Origin of the sequence: Lysinibacillus sp. FJAT-14745 (assembly GCF_001275675.1) — a bacterium.
Lineage (GTDB): Bacteria > Bacillota > Bacilli > Bacillales_A > Planococcaceae > Lysinibacillus.
Map to the genome: position 1 here is coordinate 714,402 of NZ_LITM01000002.1, position 16,865 is coordinate 731,266.

Here is a 16,865-nt window from a genome sequence, read left to right on the forward strand (position 1 = left end):
TTTCGTGCCTGGAATATATTACAGAAAATTCAGTTTAAACGTTAGTGTGGAATTATTTTAATGCGACACTAGTGATAGTTTTTATAACTTTTAATCTCACCTATTCCTGTACACACGCCGCCAAGCATGAAAGGAATGGACAAGGTGAAATTATATAAATCAACAAAAGAACCTGAAATTTATCACTATTTCAATGCAAACAAAGAGAAATTGTGGATGTTTCGGCATAAGTATTATGATTCGTCTGGGAAGCGGAAAGAGAAGAAGAAAAGTGGTTTTAAAACAGAAAAAGCAGCATTGAAAGCCCTACTGGAATTGAAGGCTTCAACGCTGCGAGGTGAAACTAAACATATAGAAAATGATAACCTAACTGTCGGACAATGGCTAGATATGTGGTATGAAACCAATCAAAAAAAGTGGAAAATTGCTTCACAGAAACAACGTGAAATGGCTATTCGTTTACAAATGAAGCCATTAATCGGTCATTTAAAACTACAACAGCTAACAAAAGCGATATATCAAAAACATTACATTAATGAATTAGAAAAGAAATATAAACCTAGTACGGTCAGATTACTTCACGATTTATTTAAAATTGCTATCAATGCAGCGGTAGAAGATGAAATCCTAACACGGAATAAATTGCATGGAACTGTCTTGCCTTCTCTAAGAGGAAAAGAAGCAGATAAAAATTATCTTACACCTGAGCAGTTAGGTTTATTACTAAATCATATCAAGCAACACGAAGATATTGCCTATTACAGTTTATTTTTAACGATTGCTTATACTGGTATGCGTAAAGGTGAGGCATTGGGGCTTCAATGGCGGAATATCGACTTTACAAAACAAACGATTACCATTGAGCGTCATAGAGGTAGTAATGGTGTAGACTCTACGAAAACAAAGAATAGTGAGCGTACCATTAAAATAGATGAAGTTGTTTTGCAGCAGTTGAAGAGTTATCGAACAGCTGTTAAAGCGCTGTTGTTGTCACATGGTCGGAAATTACATGACGATATTACGAAAGATGATTCCTTTATTTTTATATCACCTAATACTATCGAACCATTTGCTTCTACAGGATTAAATGCCACTTTTAACCGTATTGTAGCAACAGTTGGGTTGCCAGCTACCACTATACATGGTTTACGGCACACACACGCTACAATTTTGATGAATAATGAAATTCCTGTGAAAGCCATTGCCGAACGATTAGGGAATACGCCTGAAATAATCCATACAACATACGGGCATGTATTGAAAGAGATGGAAGATAAAATTATCGACATATTTGACCGTGCTATTGGAAATGGGGCTAAAAGTGGGGCTAGCTCATAGCTAACCCCCATTCAAAGCGCATTATATAGGCATTAACATAGCCTTTAAGATTCTAGTACATTTAAAATAGCATCAAGATCATTGACAGCAATATCTAGGCGTTCCTTTGCCTCAATATTTTGCTGTTTTAATTGACTAAACTCTAGCAAATTTTTCTCATGCTTTAATTTGATAGAAGACAAGCGTTCAATTCGCGATTCTACCTTTTCAATAGCTTGCTCACAAACAGCTGTCCATAGCTTTTCTGAATGCTGCATTTCAGTCGTTGATGGGTTGTGTTGGCGCATAATTCGTGCATATACTGCTTCGATTTGTTCAATTAGTTCTGAATAAAAATGTCGCTCAACACGAGTTGTTTGGAATGTTGGGTGCTCTACCTCTTTTGCATATGGGGTAATTTGACGTAGCAGCTTTCCAGCATTTTCTCCAAAACCATGTGATAAATTCAATACATTCATTAACTGTAAAAGTAAACGAATTTCTTCTAAATTAATAAGCTGTGAATCGATGCTTTCCTTTACCTTTAAGGATTCCATATAGCGTCGATCAAAGTGCTCAATTTCACCATTGCGTTGTTCTACTAAATGATCACCTGCATTGTCTTTTAAGCTTTTAATATAGCGAATTGCATGGCTTTTTAGCTCTTCCATCGATAGCAAGTTATCATTGTCTTGTTGTGGCTTTCCTCGTTGAACATACGCAAATGCATCCATTTTTTTGGGCCATTGTGCTGCTGGGGTTTCTTCTGAGACATTATAGCGTATATAAATTCCGTGCATTCCATATCCTCCAAGTCCATTAAACAAGTATCTCTAAAGAGAGTAAATCGAATTCGCCATTTTTTCAAGTAAAAAACTTTTAAAGATTGAAAATCTTTCTTTTGAACAGTAATTCAAAAATCCTGAATAGTCGATACTATTCAGGATTGCCTCATTTTTTATCAAGATAAAAATTTTACCACTTTATCCTCTGACAAGCTTTGTTCGTATACGGTTTGAAACATACTCCACGACTAAAATAAGCAACATTAGTCCCAATAAAATAGCTCTTACCTCTGACCACTTATAGGCATTCATAGCAAAAATAAGTGGTGCTCCTATTCCGCCAGCTCCAACTAGGCCGAGTACTGTTGCATCACGCAAATTCATATCAAAACGGTAGATCACAATAGATAAAAATAATGCCGTGAGCTGAGGCCATATTCCAAATCGGATCTTCTCCATTAATGTGCAGCGGATAGCCTCCATTGACTCAAGTACACCTTTATCTAAGTCCTCAATTACATATACATATAGCTTTGCTAGCATTCCGATAGACGTCAATGACATTGTTAGCACACCTGCAAATGGGCCAGGACCTGTTACCCTGATGAACATAAGTCCGTAAACGATTGCTGGAATAGTGCGGATGACGATTAATAACAAAAATAATAGCAACAAATTCGCCCTGCTCTATTTGAGCGTGGTGGCTTAAAACAAGAGGTAACGATTCGTGATATTGTTACAAATTATATTTACGAAAATACATTAAAAGTTCTTCGTTTATCAGGGCTCGACATCTTACTCGCCCTTGAACAGTCAGCGACTTATTTTACTGTAGAGGCGGGAGAACTGAAAGTAGCCGAGTCTTTTCTTTATCCTAAAGCACAGCCTTATAATTATGACATGTGGGAAGGTATCGAATATATTTTTGATATTTCAAAGCCTATTGGTGAGCGTGTAACTAAGCTTACTATCAATGGTGAGCCTATAAAGATGGATGAAGAATTCGACGTTGTGATGAGTAGCTATCGTGCAACTGGGGCAGGAAATTTTGATTTTTTAAGAAACCGTCCTGTCGTGAAGGAAATACAAATTGATATAACGGAGCTAATTGCAGATTATATTTTAAAACACCCATTTATTCATGCAACATGTAATAAAAATTGGCAGGTAACGTTCTAGCAAAAAAAAATTCGCTATTTTCCTGTAGGAGGATCCACCTTGGATTGCTGTCCTACAGGAGTATGGCGAAATTTTTTATCGTTCACCCTAATTAAGAATCTTGTCGTATTTGATGAATGCTTTTTCCCTCGGTAAAGGCATGAATGGATTCAATTTTACCTACTGATTTGAAATTGGCTTTGTCATAGACCTTGGCAACCTGTTCATTGATAGGCAAAATCCACAGATAATCTAACCCCTGCTTTACCGACTCTTGCTGAATATGCTGCAGAATATACCCAATCAAACCTCGACCTCGATGGCTTTCAAGTGTTGCTACACTCTCGACTCTCCCTTGATTTCCTGAGACGAAAATATTGGCAGTACAGCAAGCTGTGCCATCCAATCTTAATAAATAATACGTAAAATGCGGAGAATGATATGTTTCCTCAAAAGCTTTTTTGATTAATGCAGGCTCCCCAAATGTAGAAATGCTCATTTCTACAGCTAATGCTTCCTCCATATTTGCATCTGTTACACGTTCAATTTGTATGGCTGGATTATGAGCTAATTGCGAGTATTCACCATTCCAACACTGTACATCATCAGTAAAGCTTTCATATTGAAAGCCATGATTCTCCAATGCTTCTATACATGACTGATTTTCCTCAAGATTGTATAAATACAATCTTGGTACGAGAGATTTTGACTGATAGAAACTCTTGATTTTCTTTAAAAACATATTTGGCTCGGCAATCTTCTTCCAAATGTGTGCATGATTGGCGTCGTAATATGTTGGTATTTCCTTATTGTAAAATAATATACCTTCGTTACATGTTTCCATCTCACTAAAACTTTTAATATAATCCTTATCTAACTGCATGATATGCTCAATTTTATGCATCTTTTGTTCCTCCCTCAATCCACTTTTCATATAAATCCTCTAGCTGCCGTTCAAGCTTTTGACGTTGCTCCATAGCAAGTGTTGGCTCCTTTAATCTCATTTCGAGCTTTTCAATTTGTTCTTCAATTGGTATCTCTTTTTTAACAGCATAGGATTTTTCAGGTACTTCTTTTAGTACTGGTTCTTTTACTATTTCTAAGCGTTTTTGCCTTGCCCATTCATAATCGCCTTCAAATACTTGAATCGTTTCGTGCTCAATCCATGCAACTTTAGTAAAAATCTTTTGTAAAAAATAACGGTCATGTGAGACGCCAATAATGGTTCCTTCAAAGGACTCCAGTGTATCCTCCAATACCTCTCTCGCTTCAATATCTAAATGGTTGGTTGGTTCATCTAGCATTAATAAATTAATATCCTCATGCATTAACTGCGCTAGACGTAAGCGCATTTTTTCTCCGCCACTTAAATCCTTTACTTTTTTAAAAACGTCATAGCCATAAAATAAAAACTGAGCAAGAATATGACGTGCCTCAGCCTCAGACACAGAGACGCTCTCACGAAAGGCATCTATTAAGCGAATGGCAGGATTTTTATGCTCAAATTGCTGTGAAAGGTAGCCAATTTTAACACTTCCGCCGACATGACAAACACCGTCATTAGGTTCAACCTCACCTAACATCATTTTTAATAACGTTGATTTTCCACTGCCATTGCCACCAACAATCGCCAGTCGTTCTCCGAAGTAAACCGCTAAATTACTTTCTTTAAATAATGGTTTCTCAAATGCATGGCTAATGCCCTTCATTTGTACAACTTCTTTCCCACTACGCTCAGCCATCGTTAACGCCAAATTCATTTTCTTTTTCGTTGAAGGCTTCTTCACACGCTCTATACGGGCTAGTGCTTTTTCCATACTTTTAGCACGACGATGCAAGCCAGCGTTTGGCGGATTCGCTTCATTGGCCCATTGCTTTAAGCGCTTTATAGTTTCCTGCATTTTTTTAATTTTCTTTTGCTGTTCTTCGTATTGAGCAAATTGCTGTTCAAGCTTAGCTTCCTTTTGTTCAATAAATGCATCGTAATTGCCAATATACGTAAATGCCTCTCCATCTTCAATTTCAATTATTTTTTGAGCCATTTGATTCATAAAGTGGCGATCATGTGAGACTGCAATAACAATTCCTGCAAAGTTTCGTACATAATTTTCTAGCCATTCAATTGCCTGCATATCTAAATGGTTTGTCGGTTCATCTAATAGCAAAATAGACGGATTACTTAACAGGATTTGCCCAAGCATCACCTTCGTTTTCTCCCCACCACTTAGGCTACTAAAAGGTTGTTCAAGCAATGGTGTTATACCTAGACCGTTTGCAATCATCGCTAATTGCGCATCAATTTCATAGCCACCCAGCAGCATAAACTGTTCCTGCACATGGCCATATTGCTGAAGTACCTTATCTGTAACAGTTAACTGCATTTCCTGCTCCAGCTTTGTCATTTTTGCCTTTAATGCATAAATTTCCGCAAATGCTTCTTCCAGCACTTCCTTCACTGAGAACAAAGGATACTGTGGAATTTGATGTAAATAACCAATCGTCGCTTCCTTACTTTTTATGATTCGTCCCTTATCTGGCGTATCCAACCCAGCTAGTAACTGTAATAAAGTCGTTTTCCCACTGCCATTCACGCCAACAATAGCAACATGCTCACTTGTATTTACTTCTAATTGAAGCCCTTCAAATAAAACATTTCCACCAATATTTTTTTCTATTTGTTCAGCCTTAATTTGCATCGTTTTTTTCCTCCAATGAAACGTGCGAAAAACATCTATAGACACAAAAAAGACTGCTCGATTAACAAGCAGTCTTTTCCTCATTTGTTTGTGAAAAAGAATGGTTAATTCGCTACGTTTGATATTTGATTTTGCTTAAAAATGGACAGACCTATCCCGTTGTTCGCAAAATCGAAAGTAATCACACGTGCAAAATACATAGCTGTATCCACTTTTACACATGTTTTCGTAGCGTTTTTATTCATCCCTTTTCACCTCCGTTCAATATAATTATATTTATATTACCATAATTCAGTGAATTTGGAAAAGGAAAATTTTTCACTTCCGAATTTTTATGAATATTCAATACTCTTACTAGCTATATACTAATATAAAAATAGAAATATTTTTCTATATTATTTCGTTAATTAGTCATTTTTTCGCGGATATACGAAAAAATTTCATGGTATATTAGTCTTACTTTATATTATGAGGGTAAAAATACGGAGGAACATTTATGAAAAAATTAAGTATGCAAAACAAAATGAGCTTATTAATTGTCGCAATCATTGCATTCGTAATTATTGCAATCGGTCTAGTCAATACAAACGAAATGAAAACAACATTGCAAGCAGAATATAATACTCGTCTCACTCAAATTTTTGATTTAAGCGTACATAATTTGGATCAAACATTGCCAGGCAAATGGCATTTAAAAAACGGGGATCTTTACAAGGGAGATGCTAAAATAGCTAACGAAACAGCTATCATTGATAAATTAGGTGAATTATCTCAAGCAGCAATCACTATTTTTGCTCAAGATACACGCATTAATACAAATATTGTAGTGGATGGAAAGCGTGCGATTGGGACAACCGCTGATCCTAAAGTAGCAGAAACCGTGTTAACGCAAGGAAAAAGTTATACAGGTACTGCTGAAGTTGTCGGCGAACCCTATTTAACAAAATATGAGCCCATTAAAAATGCGGGTGGGGAAACAATTGGTATGATATTTGCAGGAGTGCCTTCTTCTGAAATTGATGCAGTGGCTCAAAAAATGCTACTTAAAATGTGTTTCCTTACAATTATCGCAGCCATTATCGCTGTTTTTGCAGGTATTTTATTCGTACGAGGGATTGTTAAGCCTTTAAAGCATTTAAACACTCAGCTCGAAACAATTTCAGCTGGGAAGGGTGATTTAACACAGGAGCTTGTTGTCAAGTCTAAGGATGAAATCGGTGAACTCGCAAATTCCTTCAATGCTATGCTCGCCACATTACGTAAAATGATGCAGCAAGTCGATAAAACAGCAAATCAAGTATCTGCCTCATCAGCTGAATTATCTGCAACAGCGAGCTCTACAACATCAACAACTGAAAATTTAACGGCCAATATGCAAGAACTAGCGAGTGGAGCAAGCACACAAAAACATAGTGCTCATGAAAATGTGGAAGCTATGCAGGATATAGCAGGAGGTATTCAACTAGTAACTGAAACAAATAGCGAGGTTTCATCTTATGCATCTGATGCCTTTGTTACTGCTAAGCACGGTGAGGAAACGGCGCAGAAGATGCAAGTACAAATGCGTGCTATGACAACGGCCGTGCAGGACAGTGCAAATTCTATCACGTCTCTTGATTCATATGCCAACAAAATTGGTGAAATTGTTGAGGTTATTCACGCAATAGCTGACCAAACTAATTTACTTGCGCTCAATGCATCCATAGAGGCAGCACGTGCTGGAGAACATGGTAAAGGCTTTGCGGTTGTAGCTGAAGAAGTTCGTAAACTAGCGGAGCAATCGAAAACATCAGCGGCAGAAATTACCGATACCATTCATACGATGCAGCAGCTAACAAAGGAAGCAAGTGAGCATATGAAACAAAGTGAACAGGAAGCCGCTTCAAGTGCAGAAATTGTTCATACAACAAGTATCGCTTTTGAAGACATTACATCCAAGGTTTTACAAGTAACAAATAAAATTCAAGAGGTTTCAAGTATTGCCGAAGAGCTCTATGCACGAATCGAACAAGCTAATGCTTCCACACAAATTATGGCTGAAATTGCAGTAGACGCACGAGAGCAATCAAAAGTAGTTACACAAATTGCAGAAGCAAATCTTGAATCCATGGAGGATATCAAAACAGCAGCCTCACAGCTTACTTATAATGCAGAGTCACTACAAGATTTAATCCATCAGTTTAAATATTAAAGCTTGTTCATATCTTTTTATTTCCTAATTTAAAGAGGCTGAGAAAATCATCAGCCTCTTTATGTTTTCACTTTTCTCACAAACATTTTAACAAACGGTACGAGGAAAACGGATACAACCAGCACCCTGAAAAGCTGAAATGCGGTGACGATCGTGACATTTGCATGTACGGAAGCAGCGATAATCCCCATTTGATCAAGCCCGCCTGGTACGATACTTAAAAAGCCTGTTTTAAAATCAAGGCTGTATAAACTCTTCATAATAAATGTTAAGCCATAAGCTGCGCCAATAAAGATACCTGCCGATACAAATGCGTAAAACACATGCTTCTTCGATAAATGTAGATCTTCTTTTTTCAATAAAAGTCCGATGTAAATGCCAAGCATTAGCTGCGCAATATGAAGTAGTGACAATGGCAATTTCGGTACGTCGATCCCTGCTATATTGATACCCATCAATAAAAACACTGGGCCAAGCATATGGCCTGTTGGAATTTTCGCCTTTTGCGCCAGCCACCCTGCTACTCCACACATAACAAGTAAAGCTATAAGGCTCCATGTATACGCCCCGTTGACAACTACGCTAGTTCCCCCAGCTCCTGACACCATTAATGGCACAAAGCCGACGATTAAAAGAACCCGTAATATTTGGAAGAACGTAATCACGACCATATCCATATCCCCTTGCTCTTCGGCAAAGGCAACAACTTGTGACATGCCACCAGGTACACAGCATGTCAACGCCGTCGCAAAATCTAAATCCGTACGTTTTGCAACTAAATAACTAACGCCAAAAAACAATACAATAAATAATATGTTTAAAACAATCATGCTTCCTATAAATTGTTTAATATCCTGCACCGCTTCTGGAGTAAAGGCAAAACCAATGGAATAGCCCGCAACGATTAAACCAAAATTACGGAAATATTTATGCCATTTCAATTGTACTTTCGTCGATAACTGAACAATTAGCACCGCCGCTATAGCTCCAAGTAACCACGGCATAGGAATATGTAATACATTAAATAAAATCGCACCTGTTAAACCAATACATAATGTAATAAACATGTGCTTGTCAAAAATAAACATAGAAGCAACCCCTCGTGACTGTATCATTCTATTATGCCGTGAACATGCCTATTTTTCTACTTCATCACTTTTTTGCAATGTTATATATCGTTAAAATTTAACCTCTTATTTATAAAATTTAACCTCTTATCCAAGATTTTCTCCAAGCCAAAATTTTCTATGCTACATTATTATTACCTGATTCAGTGATTCACCGTTGCGGAAATATGGAAAGGAGGCCTCCTATGAAATGAAAATTCATTTAACAATCAATAGTGCATTAGAAGAAACTGAGGTTCATATACATGCAAAGGAATATAACGAGCAAATTGAACGACTGATGAAGCAGCTACAAACTTCACAAACAACAATGTTAGATGGCTACTTTCAGCAAGAAATTCATATGCTAAAAATTTCAGATATTTACTCCATTTACGCAGAGGGTGCAAAAGTTTTTTTGCAGACAGAGGAACAGGAATTCGAAACGAAGCGTAAATTATATGAGCTCGAAGCACAATTAGCGAAAGACTTTGCCCGAGTCAGCAAATCGACACTCGTCAACATTAACAAAATTGCCTCTATTCAAATGGGTAAAATCGGTACAACAGAACTGATTTTAGAAAACGACGTGTCCGTCCATGTTAGCCGTAAATATTTAAAAGAACTAAAACACCACTTAGGAATTGGGAGGGACTCATAATATGAAATTTATTCGCATGATGATTATTGGAATACTCATATCACTTAGCTCTTCCTACGTCTTAGTAACATTAAGTGTCATATCTAATAACGCTATGATGACAGGGCCGGAATTACTTGAACAAATTATCATTGCCGCCATACTTGGAGCTGTAATAGGTCTACTATCCATGATCTATGACATTGAGCGTTTACCTTTTATTGTTCAGTTTATTTTACATGTAATTGCCGTTACGCTGTGTGTGTTGATTGCAGGCTATTTCGGGCGCTGGTTTGAACATTCAAGCATTTCGTCTATTTTTATAAGCGAAGCTATTATTTTCTTTTTCGCTTGGTGCATTATTTATGTAATCCAAAAAAATGATATTGCAAAAATCAATCAAGAAATTCAAAAAAGAAAGGAATAAAACAATATGACCTTTGCTATACAAGTTGAAAATCTATGTAAGCAATATGGCGATCAACAAGCCGTAAAGGGTATTTCATTTACGGTCGAACAAGGCTCCCTCTTCGCCTTTTTAGGTGCGAATGGTGCAGGAAAATCAACGACCATTGAAATACTTTGTACATTATTAAAAAAATCAAGCGGTACTGTAAAAGTTAATGGCTATACACTTGATGCAAGTAATGACAATGCGGAAATTCGAAAATCCATTGGTGTCGTATTCCAGCAAAGTCTACTAGATGAACGATTAACGGTGCGGGAAAATATAATTCACCGTGGTAAAACTTATGGCTTATCGAAACAACAATTGAACGAAAATTATCAATTCGTTTCAACATATTTACATTTAGCTGATATAGAAAAACGCAAATACGGGACTTTATCAGGTGGTCAAAAAAGGCGTGCTGACATCGCTCGAGCCCTTATCCATCGACCGAAAATATTGTTTTTAGATGAACCAACAACTGGACTTGATCCACAAACGCGGCAATTCGTTTGGCAAGCGATTAAGCAGCTTCAGCTAGAAACGAACATGACTGTTTTTTTAACAACGCATTATATGGAGGAAGCGGCAGTCGCTCATCAAGTCATCGTCTTAAAAGAAGGAGCCATTGTTGCTGAAGGCACACCAGATGCACTTAAAACAAAATACGCCTATGATTCAATGGCAATTGTTTTTCATAATAATTCTGAAGGAATACAGTGGCTCGAGGAAAATGCCATCTCCTATACAGAAAATCTAGGTATTTTCTCCATCCGAGTTGAATCGACACTTCATGCTTTAACGCTATTAAAAAAAGCGGAGTCGCTTATTGCTTCATTTGAAGTAATCAAAGGTACGATGGATGATGTCTTTCTTCATATTATGTCCGAGGGAGGTGTAGCTTAATGGAAGCGTTATTTAGCTTAGTAAAACGAAATAACAAAGTTTTCAGACGTGATAAAACACAAGTCTTTTACTCGCTTCTTTCTGTCATTATTGTTATAGTCCTTTACGCAGTATTTCTTCAAAAATCGCAAGTAAATGCCATTGAAGCAGTGACAAAGGCTACTCCAGCGGTGGTAACAATGGTCAATGAGTGGATCGTAGCAGGTTTACTCTCTATGATCGCTGTTTCTACTACACTCGCTGCGTATGGTATTGCTGTTAGGGACCTTGAATCAAAAGCGCAAGCTGATTTTCTCACAGCCCCTATCTCGCGAGCAACTATTCAATTTAGCTATGTATTAAATGCCTTTTTCATTGGCTGTATCTTTTCCTTTATCGCCCTTATTGGCTGTGAAATATTTATCGTATCAACTGGCGGTGAACTACTAAGCTTTGGAAATTTCATGAAAGTAGTAGGCTTACTATTTTTATCTGTGTTACTTGCCAGTGTTTTTAATCTCTTCCTTGTGTTACTTGCTAACAGCCAACATTCATTTTCAACGCTCAGTACAATCGTCGGCACAGCACTCGGTTTCTTATGTGGTGTCTATGTACCTGTTGGGGCACTTCCAAGCTTTGCTCAAAATGTTATTATGTATTTCCCAATTAGCCATACAACATTACTATTACGCAATGCCTTTATGGAGAGCTCAATTTCCAAGGTTTTCGAAGGTGCGCCCGCTTCGCAGTTAGAAGAATACAAAAAAGTATATGGTATTGTCTATGACCTTCACGGAAATATACTAAGTACCTCAACAAGCATGATCATTATTATCGTCACAATTATTGTGCTAGCTATCTTATCTATCATTATTTTCAAAAAGAAAAATAAATAAACACTTTCGCACATCGTTTATAAAGCGATGTGTTTTTTATTGATTTTATTTAAACAATTTGTTATTTTAATAATATATAAGCAAACAAAATAAGTAATCGTTTGTTTTTTAGGAGGATTTTCAATGGATGTAAATGAATTATTTTGGCAAGCTTCGATTCATGACATAAAAAAAGGCTACAATGATGAAACAACACATTTCACTTGTTTGCTTTGTGGGGAAAAGATTGAAAAGGGTATTATTTATCCACATGAAGACGTTCTCTACGAGGCAGAAAAATATATGCAACATCATATTACTGCCGCACATCGATCTGTATTTCATTATTTAAATGGCCTTCATAAAAAAATGACAGGACTAACTGATCATCAAAGTCATATTTTACGCTTATTTTATGAGGGGAAAACCGATCAAGACATTAAAGAAGAATTAGAGATTGGTAGTGCAACAACGATACGTCACCATCGCTTTACCCTTAAAGAAAAAGAACGTCAAGCGAAAACCTTTCTTGCAATGATGGAGCTATTAAAAGAACAGAATCAAAAGGAAGACAGCTTTGTACCTATTCACAAAACGGCTACGATGGTCGACGATCGCTATAATATTACGATTTCTGAAGAACAGCAGCTACTTGAAAAGTACTTTCCAAACGGTATTGGCAAAGAGCTTGTCCGCTTCCCAAAACGTGAAAAACATAAAATTGTAATACTTCGTGCAATCACAAAGCTTTTCGATGAAACAAAACAGTATTCAGAAAAAGAATTAAACGAAATAATCCAACCGATATATGAGGACTATGTGCAAATACGTCGCTACTTAATCGAATACGGCTTCATGGATCGACAAGAGGATGGCAGTGCTTACTGGATAAAAAAATAAGAAAGTAGGGTTTCCAATGGACCATAAAAAAGAATTAAAGGAAATGTATAAAGAAATAAAAATCGAAGCTGGTGTTTTCACAATGACCAATCAACAAAATGGTAAAGTGTTTGTTGGTAGCTTAAATAATTTAAAACGCTTAAACGGCTTTCAATTTTCATTAAAAACAAATACACATACTAACAAAAAACTACAAGCTGATTACAACACATTCGGCAAGGATGCCTTCGTTATTGAAGTTGTGGAATATTTGAAGAAAAAAGAAGAGGGCTATTTCGATCCAAAAAAAGAGCTAGAAAAACTAGAACAAAAATGGCTCGACAAGCTTCAGCCATTTGGTGAACGTGGATATAATTAAGTAACACTGAAAAAAGAATCTGTTTTCTCCGCGATTTAGCTGGAGAAACTTGCAGATTCTTTTTTAATTTCATATATTGTGTTGTTTTGCGTGGGGATTCACCGCTTCCGGGGTATTCCATTTCGCCGGTAGATCTAATATCTACTGAACCGGAGCAGTTCTGTGGCTGACCGGAGCAGTTTTCTCTTGAAGCCGATCAGTTCTTTGGCTTACCCGAGCACCTTTCTCTAGCACCCGATCAGTTCTTTGGCTTACCCGAGCACTTTCCTATTGTACCTGATCAGTTCTTTGGCTTACCTGAGCACTTCCCACTTGCACCTGATCAGTTCTTTGGCTTACCCGAGCACTTTTCTCTTGTACCTGATCAGTTCTTTGGCTTACCTGAGCACTTCCCCTTGCACCTGATCCATTCTCTAGCTGACTCGAGCACTTTTCTCTTGTACCTGATCAGTTCTTTGGCTTACCTGAGCACTTCCCCTTGCACCTGAGTATTTCTTCGTCGGTCTGCCCCCACCTCTTTGCGCGGGGTCAACCTACTTGTTCTCTTACTTCATTTCTTCCATTAAATTAATTTCCTGTTGAGCTTTTTTCGTTAGCTTTCCGAAAACTAGCTCATACGAATGTTTGATTAAATTTTCAACTAAATCAATTGGCACGTCATTTGCATCCATATAGATTGAATTCCAATGTGTTTTATTCATATAGTAACCTGGAATAATACCTTCATAGGCTTCTCTCAACTCTTCAGCTCGATTAGGTTCGCATTTCAAAGTAAGTACTGGTCTTCCAGCACCATCTCCGCCCATCATCCCATACATTTTACCACCAATATGAAAGCGATCCGCTTGCCATTCTTCTTTATAATCATAGGTTGTCCCATTAAGCTTTAGGCAATATGCATGAATTGTTTCTTTGTTCATTATTTAACCCCATTTCGTCTAAAAATATAAAAACACACGTTCGATTATATTCATTATAATCAACAACGTGTGTTTTGGAAATAATTATTTATTTTAAATTGTCAGATGAGCCGCTTTGTAATATGGTTATTTTGTACGAAAGTGCAGCGTTAACCACACGAAACGCGTTATTACAGGACATCCTTTACTTTACGCCTCTATCAAACATGCCGATGACCTCGGTAGTTTGCAATATATTGACAAAGGCTCTGTTATCTGTTTCCTTGATCATACCTTTAACTTCAGCAAGCTGGTAGCGTGTAATGACGGTAATTAATACTTTTCGCCCTTCTCCTGAATAAGCACCCTCCGCATCCATAATAGTTACACCTCTATAAAGCTTTTTCAGTAGCTGCTGTTTTACTTCCTCGCCCTTGCTCGTAATAATCATCAGTGTCAATTTAATATGACTCGTATGAATAGTGTCGACAACCTTCCCCGTAGCATAAATCGATACGAGCGTCAGTAATGCTGCATCCCAGCTAAAAACGAAGCCAGAGATAGCTACCACGATACCATTCATCGCAGAGATTAATGTACCAAGTGGAAAATCTCGTTTACGGCTTAGTAGCATCGCTATAATATCAAAACCTCCAGAGGAACCTGCCGCACGAAAAATCATACCCATCCCTACGCCCACAATAACACCACCAAATAACGAGGCAAGAATTGGCTCTTGTGTAGCTTTATAAATCGGAATAATATACAAGCTTACCGACAAGACAACTACTGAAAGAATGGTATAGCTAATGAAACGCTTCCCTAATTTCATAACCCCTATAATAAGCAACGGCAAATTCAATAGTAAATTTAAAACTCCCGTATTCAAGGGTGTAATAATACCAAGCATGATGGCAATCCCGCTTAATCCCCCACTTAAAATTTCATGTGGAATTAACAAAAAATTGTAAGCAAAGGCGACTAATATCGATGAAAGTGTAATAACGACAATATTTCGCATAAAATTTCCCCTATCATTAACGAACGAGTTTTGTACTTCTTTCCCTTAGAATACCCAACTTATTCGTTCAAAAAACCTGGAGTATGGCACTACTGCTTTTAGCGGTAGTTATTTCTTCTGATGTTCTTTTTTCTGCTCCTCTTTTAACGGCACTTCTTTTAACGGCTCCTCTTTATTCTCTTCAGCTTTCTCCGCTACCTTATAAATACGTTCAAGCATTGGCGGATGTGTATAACGGAACCACTTTACGAGTAACTGTGGATTTACCTCACTTAAACCTGATATCGTTAGCTTTTGGAATGCAGTAACTGCGGACTCTCGATCACCAGTTAGCGAAATCGCATATTGATCAGCTCTATTTTCCTGATACCTTGAAATATAATTCGACAGAGGGCTTGAAGCAAATAATAAAACGGACGTTATGAGTAAAAACAATGGATACGAGCCTATATCACCGATTTTTTTAATTTTCAATACCTGTCCGTAACGTCCAATGAACCACCTCAAACATTTCGCTGTTAGCCATAATCCTAGCAATGTCAACAGAAGATACCCAGCAATGCCAAAATAAATATGCTTCTCAACGTAGTGTCCCATTTCATGTGCCATGATAAATAATATTTCATTATCTGTTAAACGATTTAACGTTGTATCCCATAGCACAATTCTCGAATTACTGCCAATACCCGTTACATAGGCATTTAGAGCATTTGTTTTTACTGCCATATTGACTTCATATACGTGCTCTGCAGGTATATTTGCCTGTGTAGCAAGAGACAAGATTTTCGTCTCTAGCTCTTTATTTTTTAGCGGATAAAAATCATTATATAAAGGATCAATAACTACAGGTTGAATAAACATCACAAATATTGTAAATGGAATCGTTAGAAACCATGCATATAACCACCATCTTTTGGCACTTTTTTTGATGAGCCAATAAAGGACTGACACGATGATTAAACTCATGCCAAAGTTGACCCAAAAATCAATAATGCCATCTCGCATCCATGAAGAAAACCCTTGTGTACTAATTCCATAGGTTTTGCTTAAATTGTAACGATAATAATCGAGTGGAAATAGTACAACATATAGTAAAAGTGATAATAAGAATAAGTAACTTGCATTTTGTAATAGCTTCCATTTTGATTGTGATGTTGCGACCTTTTCGAAATAACGTGATACGCCCATAATTAATATCATGAAATAGATTAACCATTCCAAAGGTGTAGCAACAAAGAATAGGAAGTTCCGTATTTTAGAATATTCACCGCTTAAGTATAGTTCTTTTTCAGACATAAACATCACAGGATCTGCAGCTGTCCCCTGCATCGCTCGTGGTATTGTACCACCACCGCTGTGGAATATATACCAATACATACACAGCACATAAACACCGAATAAAAGTAGCGCGACAATTCCCATTTTTTTCGCTATGTCATTTCCTCCCTTGTTCAACACTAAGTTCGTCCTATAGTAAGTGTAAGCCAAAATGCAAAAGTTAGAACAAATTTTTCTTTGTTTTATTTACCTTCTATTCTACGTCACACCAAAAAGAAAAATTCACTCTACTTCTCCAAACACGTAAC

The 16,865-nt window shown here is 37.2% G+C and carries 17 protein-coding genes and 1 pseudogene; 9 read left to right on the forward strand and 9 right to left on the reverse strand.

The window, feature by feature from the left end; all coding sequences use genetic code 11:
* Positions 1 to 135 precede the first annotated feature (135 nt).
* A complete protein-coding gene (locus AMS59_RS04885; RefSeq protein WP_082337383.1) occupies positions 136 to 1,338 on the forward strand; it encodes a tyrosine-type recombinase/integrase in 1,203 nt (400 codons plus the stop codon).
* Positions 1,339 to 1,382: 44 nt separating this feature from the next.
* Here the strand turns inward: AMS59_RS04885 and AMS59_RS04890 are convergent, their stop codons facing one another.
* Positions 1,383 to 2,117, reverse strand: a complete 735-nt coding sequence (locus AMS59_RS04890) for a hypothetical protein (RefSeq protein ID WP_053482625.1) — start codon at positions 2,115 to 2,117, stop codon at positions 1,383 to 1,385.
* 183 nt (positions 2,118 to 2,300) lie between these two features.
* A pseudogene (locus AMS59_RS04895) lies at positions 2,301 to 2,762 on the reverse strand (PhnE/PtxC family ABC transporter permease); the annotation flags it as partial.
* A gap of 15 nt (positions 2,763 to 2,777) precedes the next feature.
* Here AMS59_RS04895 and AMS59_RS24065 point away from each other — a divergent pair.
* Positions 2,778 to 3,281 (forward strand): 5'-nucleotidase C-terminal domain-containing protein, encoded by a 504-nt coding sequence (locus AMS59_RS24065; RefSeq protein ID WP_255349999.1) that lies wholly within the window; start codon positions 2,778 to 2,780, stop codon positions 3,279 to 3,281.
* 91 nt (positions 3,282 to 3,372) lie between these two features.
* Here AMS59_RS24065 and AMS59_RS04905 read toward each other — a convergent pair whose 3' ends face one another.
* The 3 genes from AMS59_RS04905 to AMS59_RS25760 all read right to left on the reverse strand — a co-directional run bounded on the left by AMS59_RS04905 (position 3,373) and on the right by AMS59_RS25760 (position 6,201).
* Positions 3,373 to 4,164 (reverse strand): GNAT family N-acetyltransferase, encoded by a 792-nt coding sequence (locus tag AMS59_RS04905; protein ID WP_053482627.1) that lies wholly within the window; start codon positions 4,162 to 4,164, stop codon positions 3,373 to 3,375.
* Positions 4,157 to 5,956 (reverse strand): ribosomal protection-like ABC-F family protein, encoded by a 1,800-nt coding sequence (abc-f, locus tag AMS59_RS04910; protein ID WP_053482628.1) that lies wholly within the window; start codon positions 5,954 to 5,956, stop codon positions 4,157 to 4,159. The genes AMS59_RS04905 and abc-f overlap by 8 nt, the downstream gene beginning before the upstream one ends.
* A 104-nt stretch (positions 5,957 to 6,060) precedes the next feature.
* Positions 6,061 to 6,201 (reverse strand): RAxF-45 family protein, encoded by a 141-nt coding sequence (locus AMS59_RS25760; RefSeq protein WP_166672191.1) that lies wholly within the window; start codon positions 6,199 to 6,201, stop codon positions 6,061 to 6,063.
* A gap of 251 nt (positions 6,202 to 6,452) precedes the next feature.
* Between AMS59_RS25760 and AMS59_RS04915 the strand changes: the two genes are divergently transcribed.
* Positions 6,453 to 8,147, forward strand: a complete 1,695-nt coding sequence (locus tag AMS59_RS04915) for a methyl-accepting chemotaxis protein (RefSeq protein ID WP_053482629.1) — start codon at positions 6,453 to 6,455, stop codon at positions 8,145 to 8,147.
* Between the two features lie 59 nt (positions 8,148 to 8,206).
* Here AMS59_RS04915 and AMS59_RS04920 read toward each other — a convergent pair whose 3' ends face one another.
* Positions 8,207 to 9,235: an AbrB family transcriptional regulator gene (locus tag AMS59_RS04920; protein WP_053482630.1), complete on the reverse strand. Its 1,029-nt coding sequence runs from the start codon at positions 9,233 to 9,235 to the stop codon at positions 8,207 to 8,209.
* A 229-nt stretch (positions 9,236 to 9,464) separates the two neighbouring features.
* On the opposite strand from AMS59_RS04920, the gene AMS59_RS04925 reads away from it, so the two are divergent.
* From AMS59_RS04925 to AMS59_RS04950, 6 genes are all read left to right on the forward strand, one after another.
* Positions 9,465 to 9,914, forward strand: a complete 450-nt coding sequence (locus AMS59_RS04925; protein ID WP_053482631.1) for a LytTR family DNA-binding domain-containing protein — start codon at positions 9,465 to 9,467, stop codon at positions 9,912 to 9,914.
* Position 9,915: 1 nt separating this feature from the next.
* Positions 9,916 to 10,320, forward strand: a complete 405-nt coding sequence (locus AMS59_RS04930; protein WP_053482632.1) for a DUF3021 domain-containing protein — start codon at positions 9,916 to 9,918, stop codon at positions 10,318 to 10,320.
* 6 nt (positions 10,321 to 10,326) lie between these two features.
* A complete protein-coding gene (locus AMS59_RS04935; RefSeq protein WP_053482633.1) occupies positions 10,327 to 11,247 on the forward strand; it encodes an ABC transporter ATP-binding protein in 921 nt (306 codons plus the stop codon).
* Positions 11,247 to 12,122, forward strand: a complete 876-nt coding sequence (locus AMS59_RS04940; RefSeq protein WP_053482634.1) for an ABC transporter permease — start codon at positions 11,247 to 11,249, stop codon at positions 12,120 to 12,122. The genes AMS59_RS04935 and AMS59_RS04940 overlap by 1 nt, the downstream gene beginning before the upstream one ends.
* Positions 12,123 to 12,245: 123 nt before the next feature.
* The gene (locus AMS59_RS04945; RefSeq protein WP_053482635.1) at positions 12,246 to 13,001 is read left to right on the forward strand and encodes a DUF2087 domain-containing protein; all 756 of its coding nucleotides are present in this window, start codon (positions 12,246 to 12,248) and stop codon (positions 12,999 to 13,001) included.
* Between the two features lie 16 nt (positions 13,002 to 13,017).
* Positions 13,018 to 13,359 (forward strand): GIY-YIG nuclease family protein, encoded by a 342-nt coding sequence (locus AMS59_RS04950; RefSeq protein ID WP_053482636.1) that lies wholly within the window; start codon positions 13,018 to 13,020, stop codon positions 13,357 to 13,359.
* Positions 13,360 to 13,904: 545 nt separating this feature from the next.
* Here AMS59_RS04950 and AMS59_RS04955 read toward each other — a convergent pair.
* From AMS59_RS04955 to AMS59_RS04965, 3 genes are all read right to left on the reverse strand, one after another.
* Positions 13,905 to 14,279 carry an MmcQ/YjbR family DNA-binding protein gene (locus AMS59_RS04955; protein ID WP_053482637.1) on the reverse strand — a complete coding sequence of 125 codons (375 nt, stop codon included), beginning with the start codon at positions 14,277 to 14,279 and terminating at the stop codon, positions 13,905 to 13,907.
* A gap of 184 nt (positions 14,280 to 14,463) precedes the next feature.
* On the reverse strand, positions 14,464 to 15,279 hold the full coding sequence (locus tag AMS59_RS04960) for a YitT family protein (RefSeq protein WP_053482638.1): 816 nt from the start codon (positions 15,277 to 15,279) through the stop codon (positions 14,464 to 14,466).
* A gap of 108 nt (positions 15,280 to 15,387) precedes the next feature.
* Positions 15,388 to 16,713 carry a M48 family metallopeptidase gene (locus tag AMS59_RS04965; protein WP_053482787.1) on the reverse strand — a complete coding sequence of 442 codons (1,326 nt, stop codon included), beginning with the start codon at positions 16,711 to 16,713 and terminating at the stop codon, positions 15,388 to 15,390.
* Positions 16,714 to 16,865: the final 152 nt, after the last annotated feature.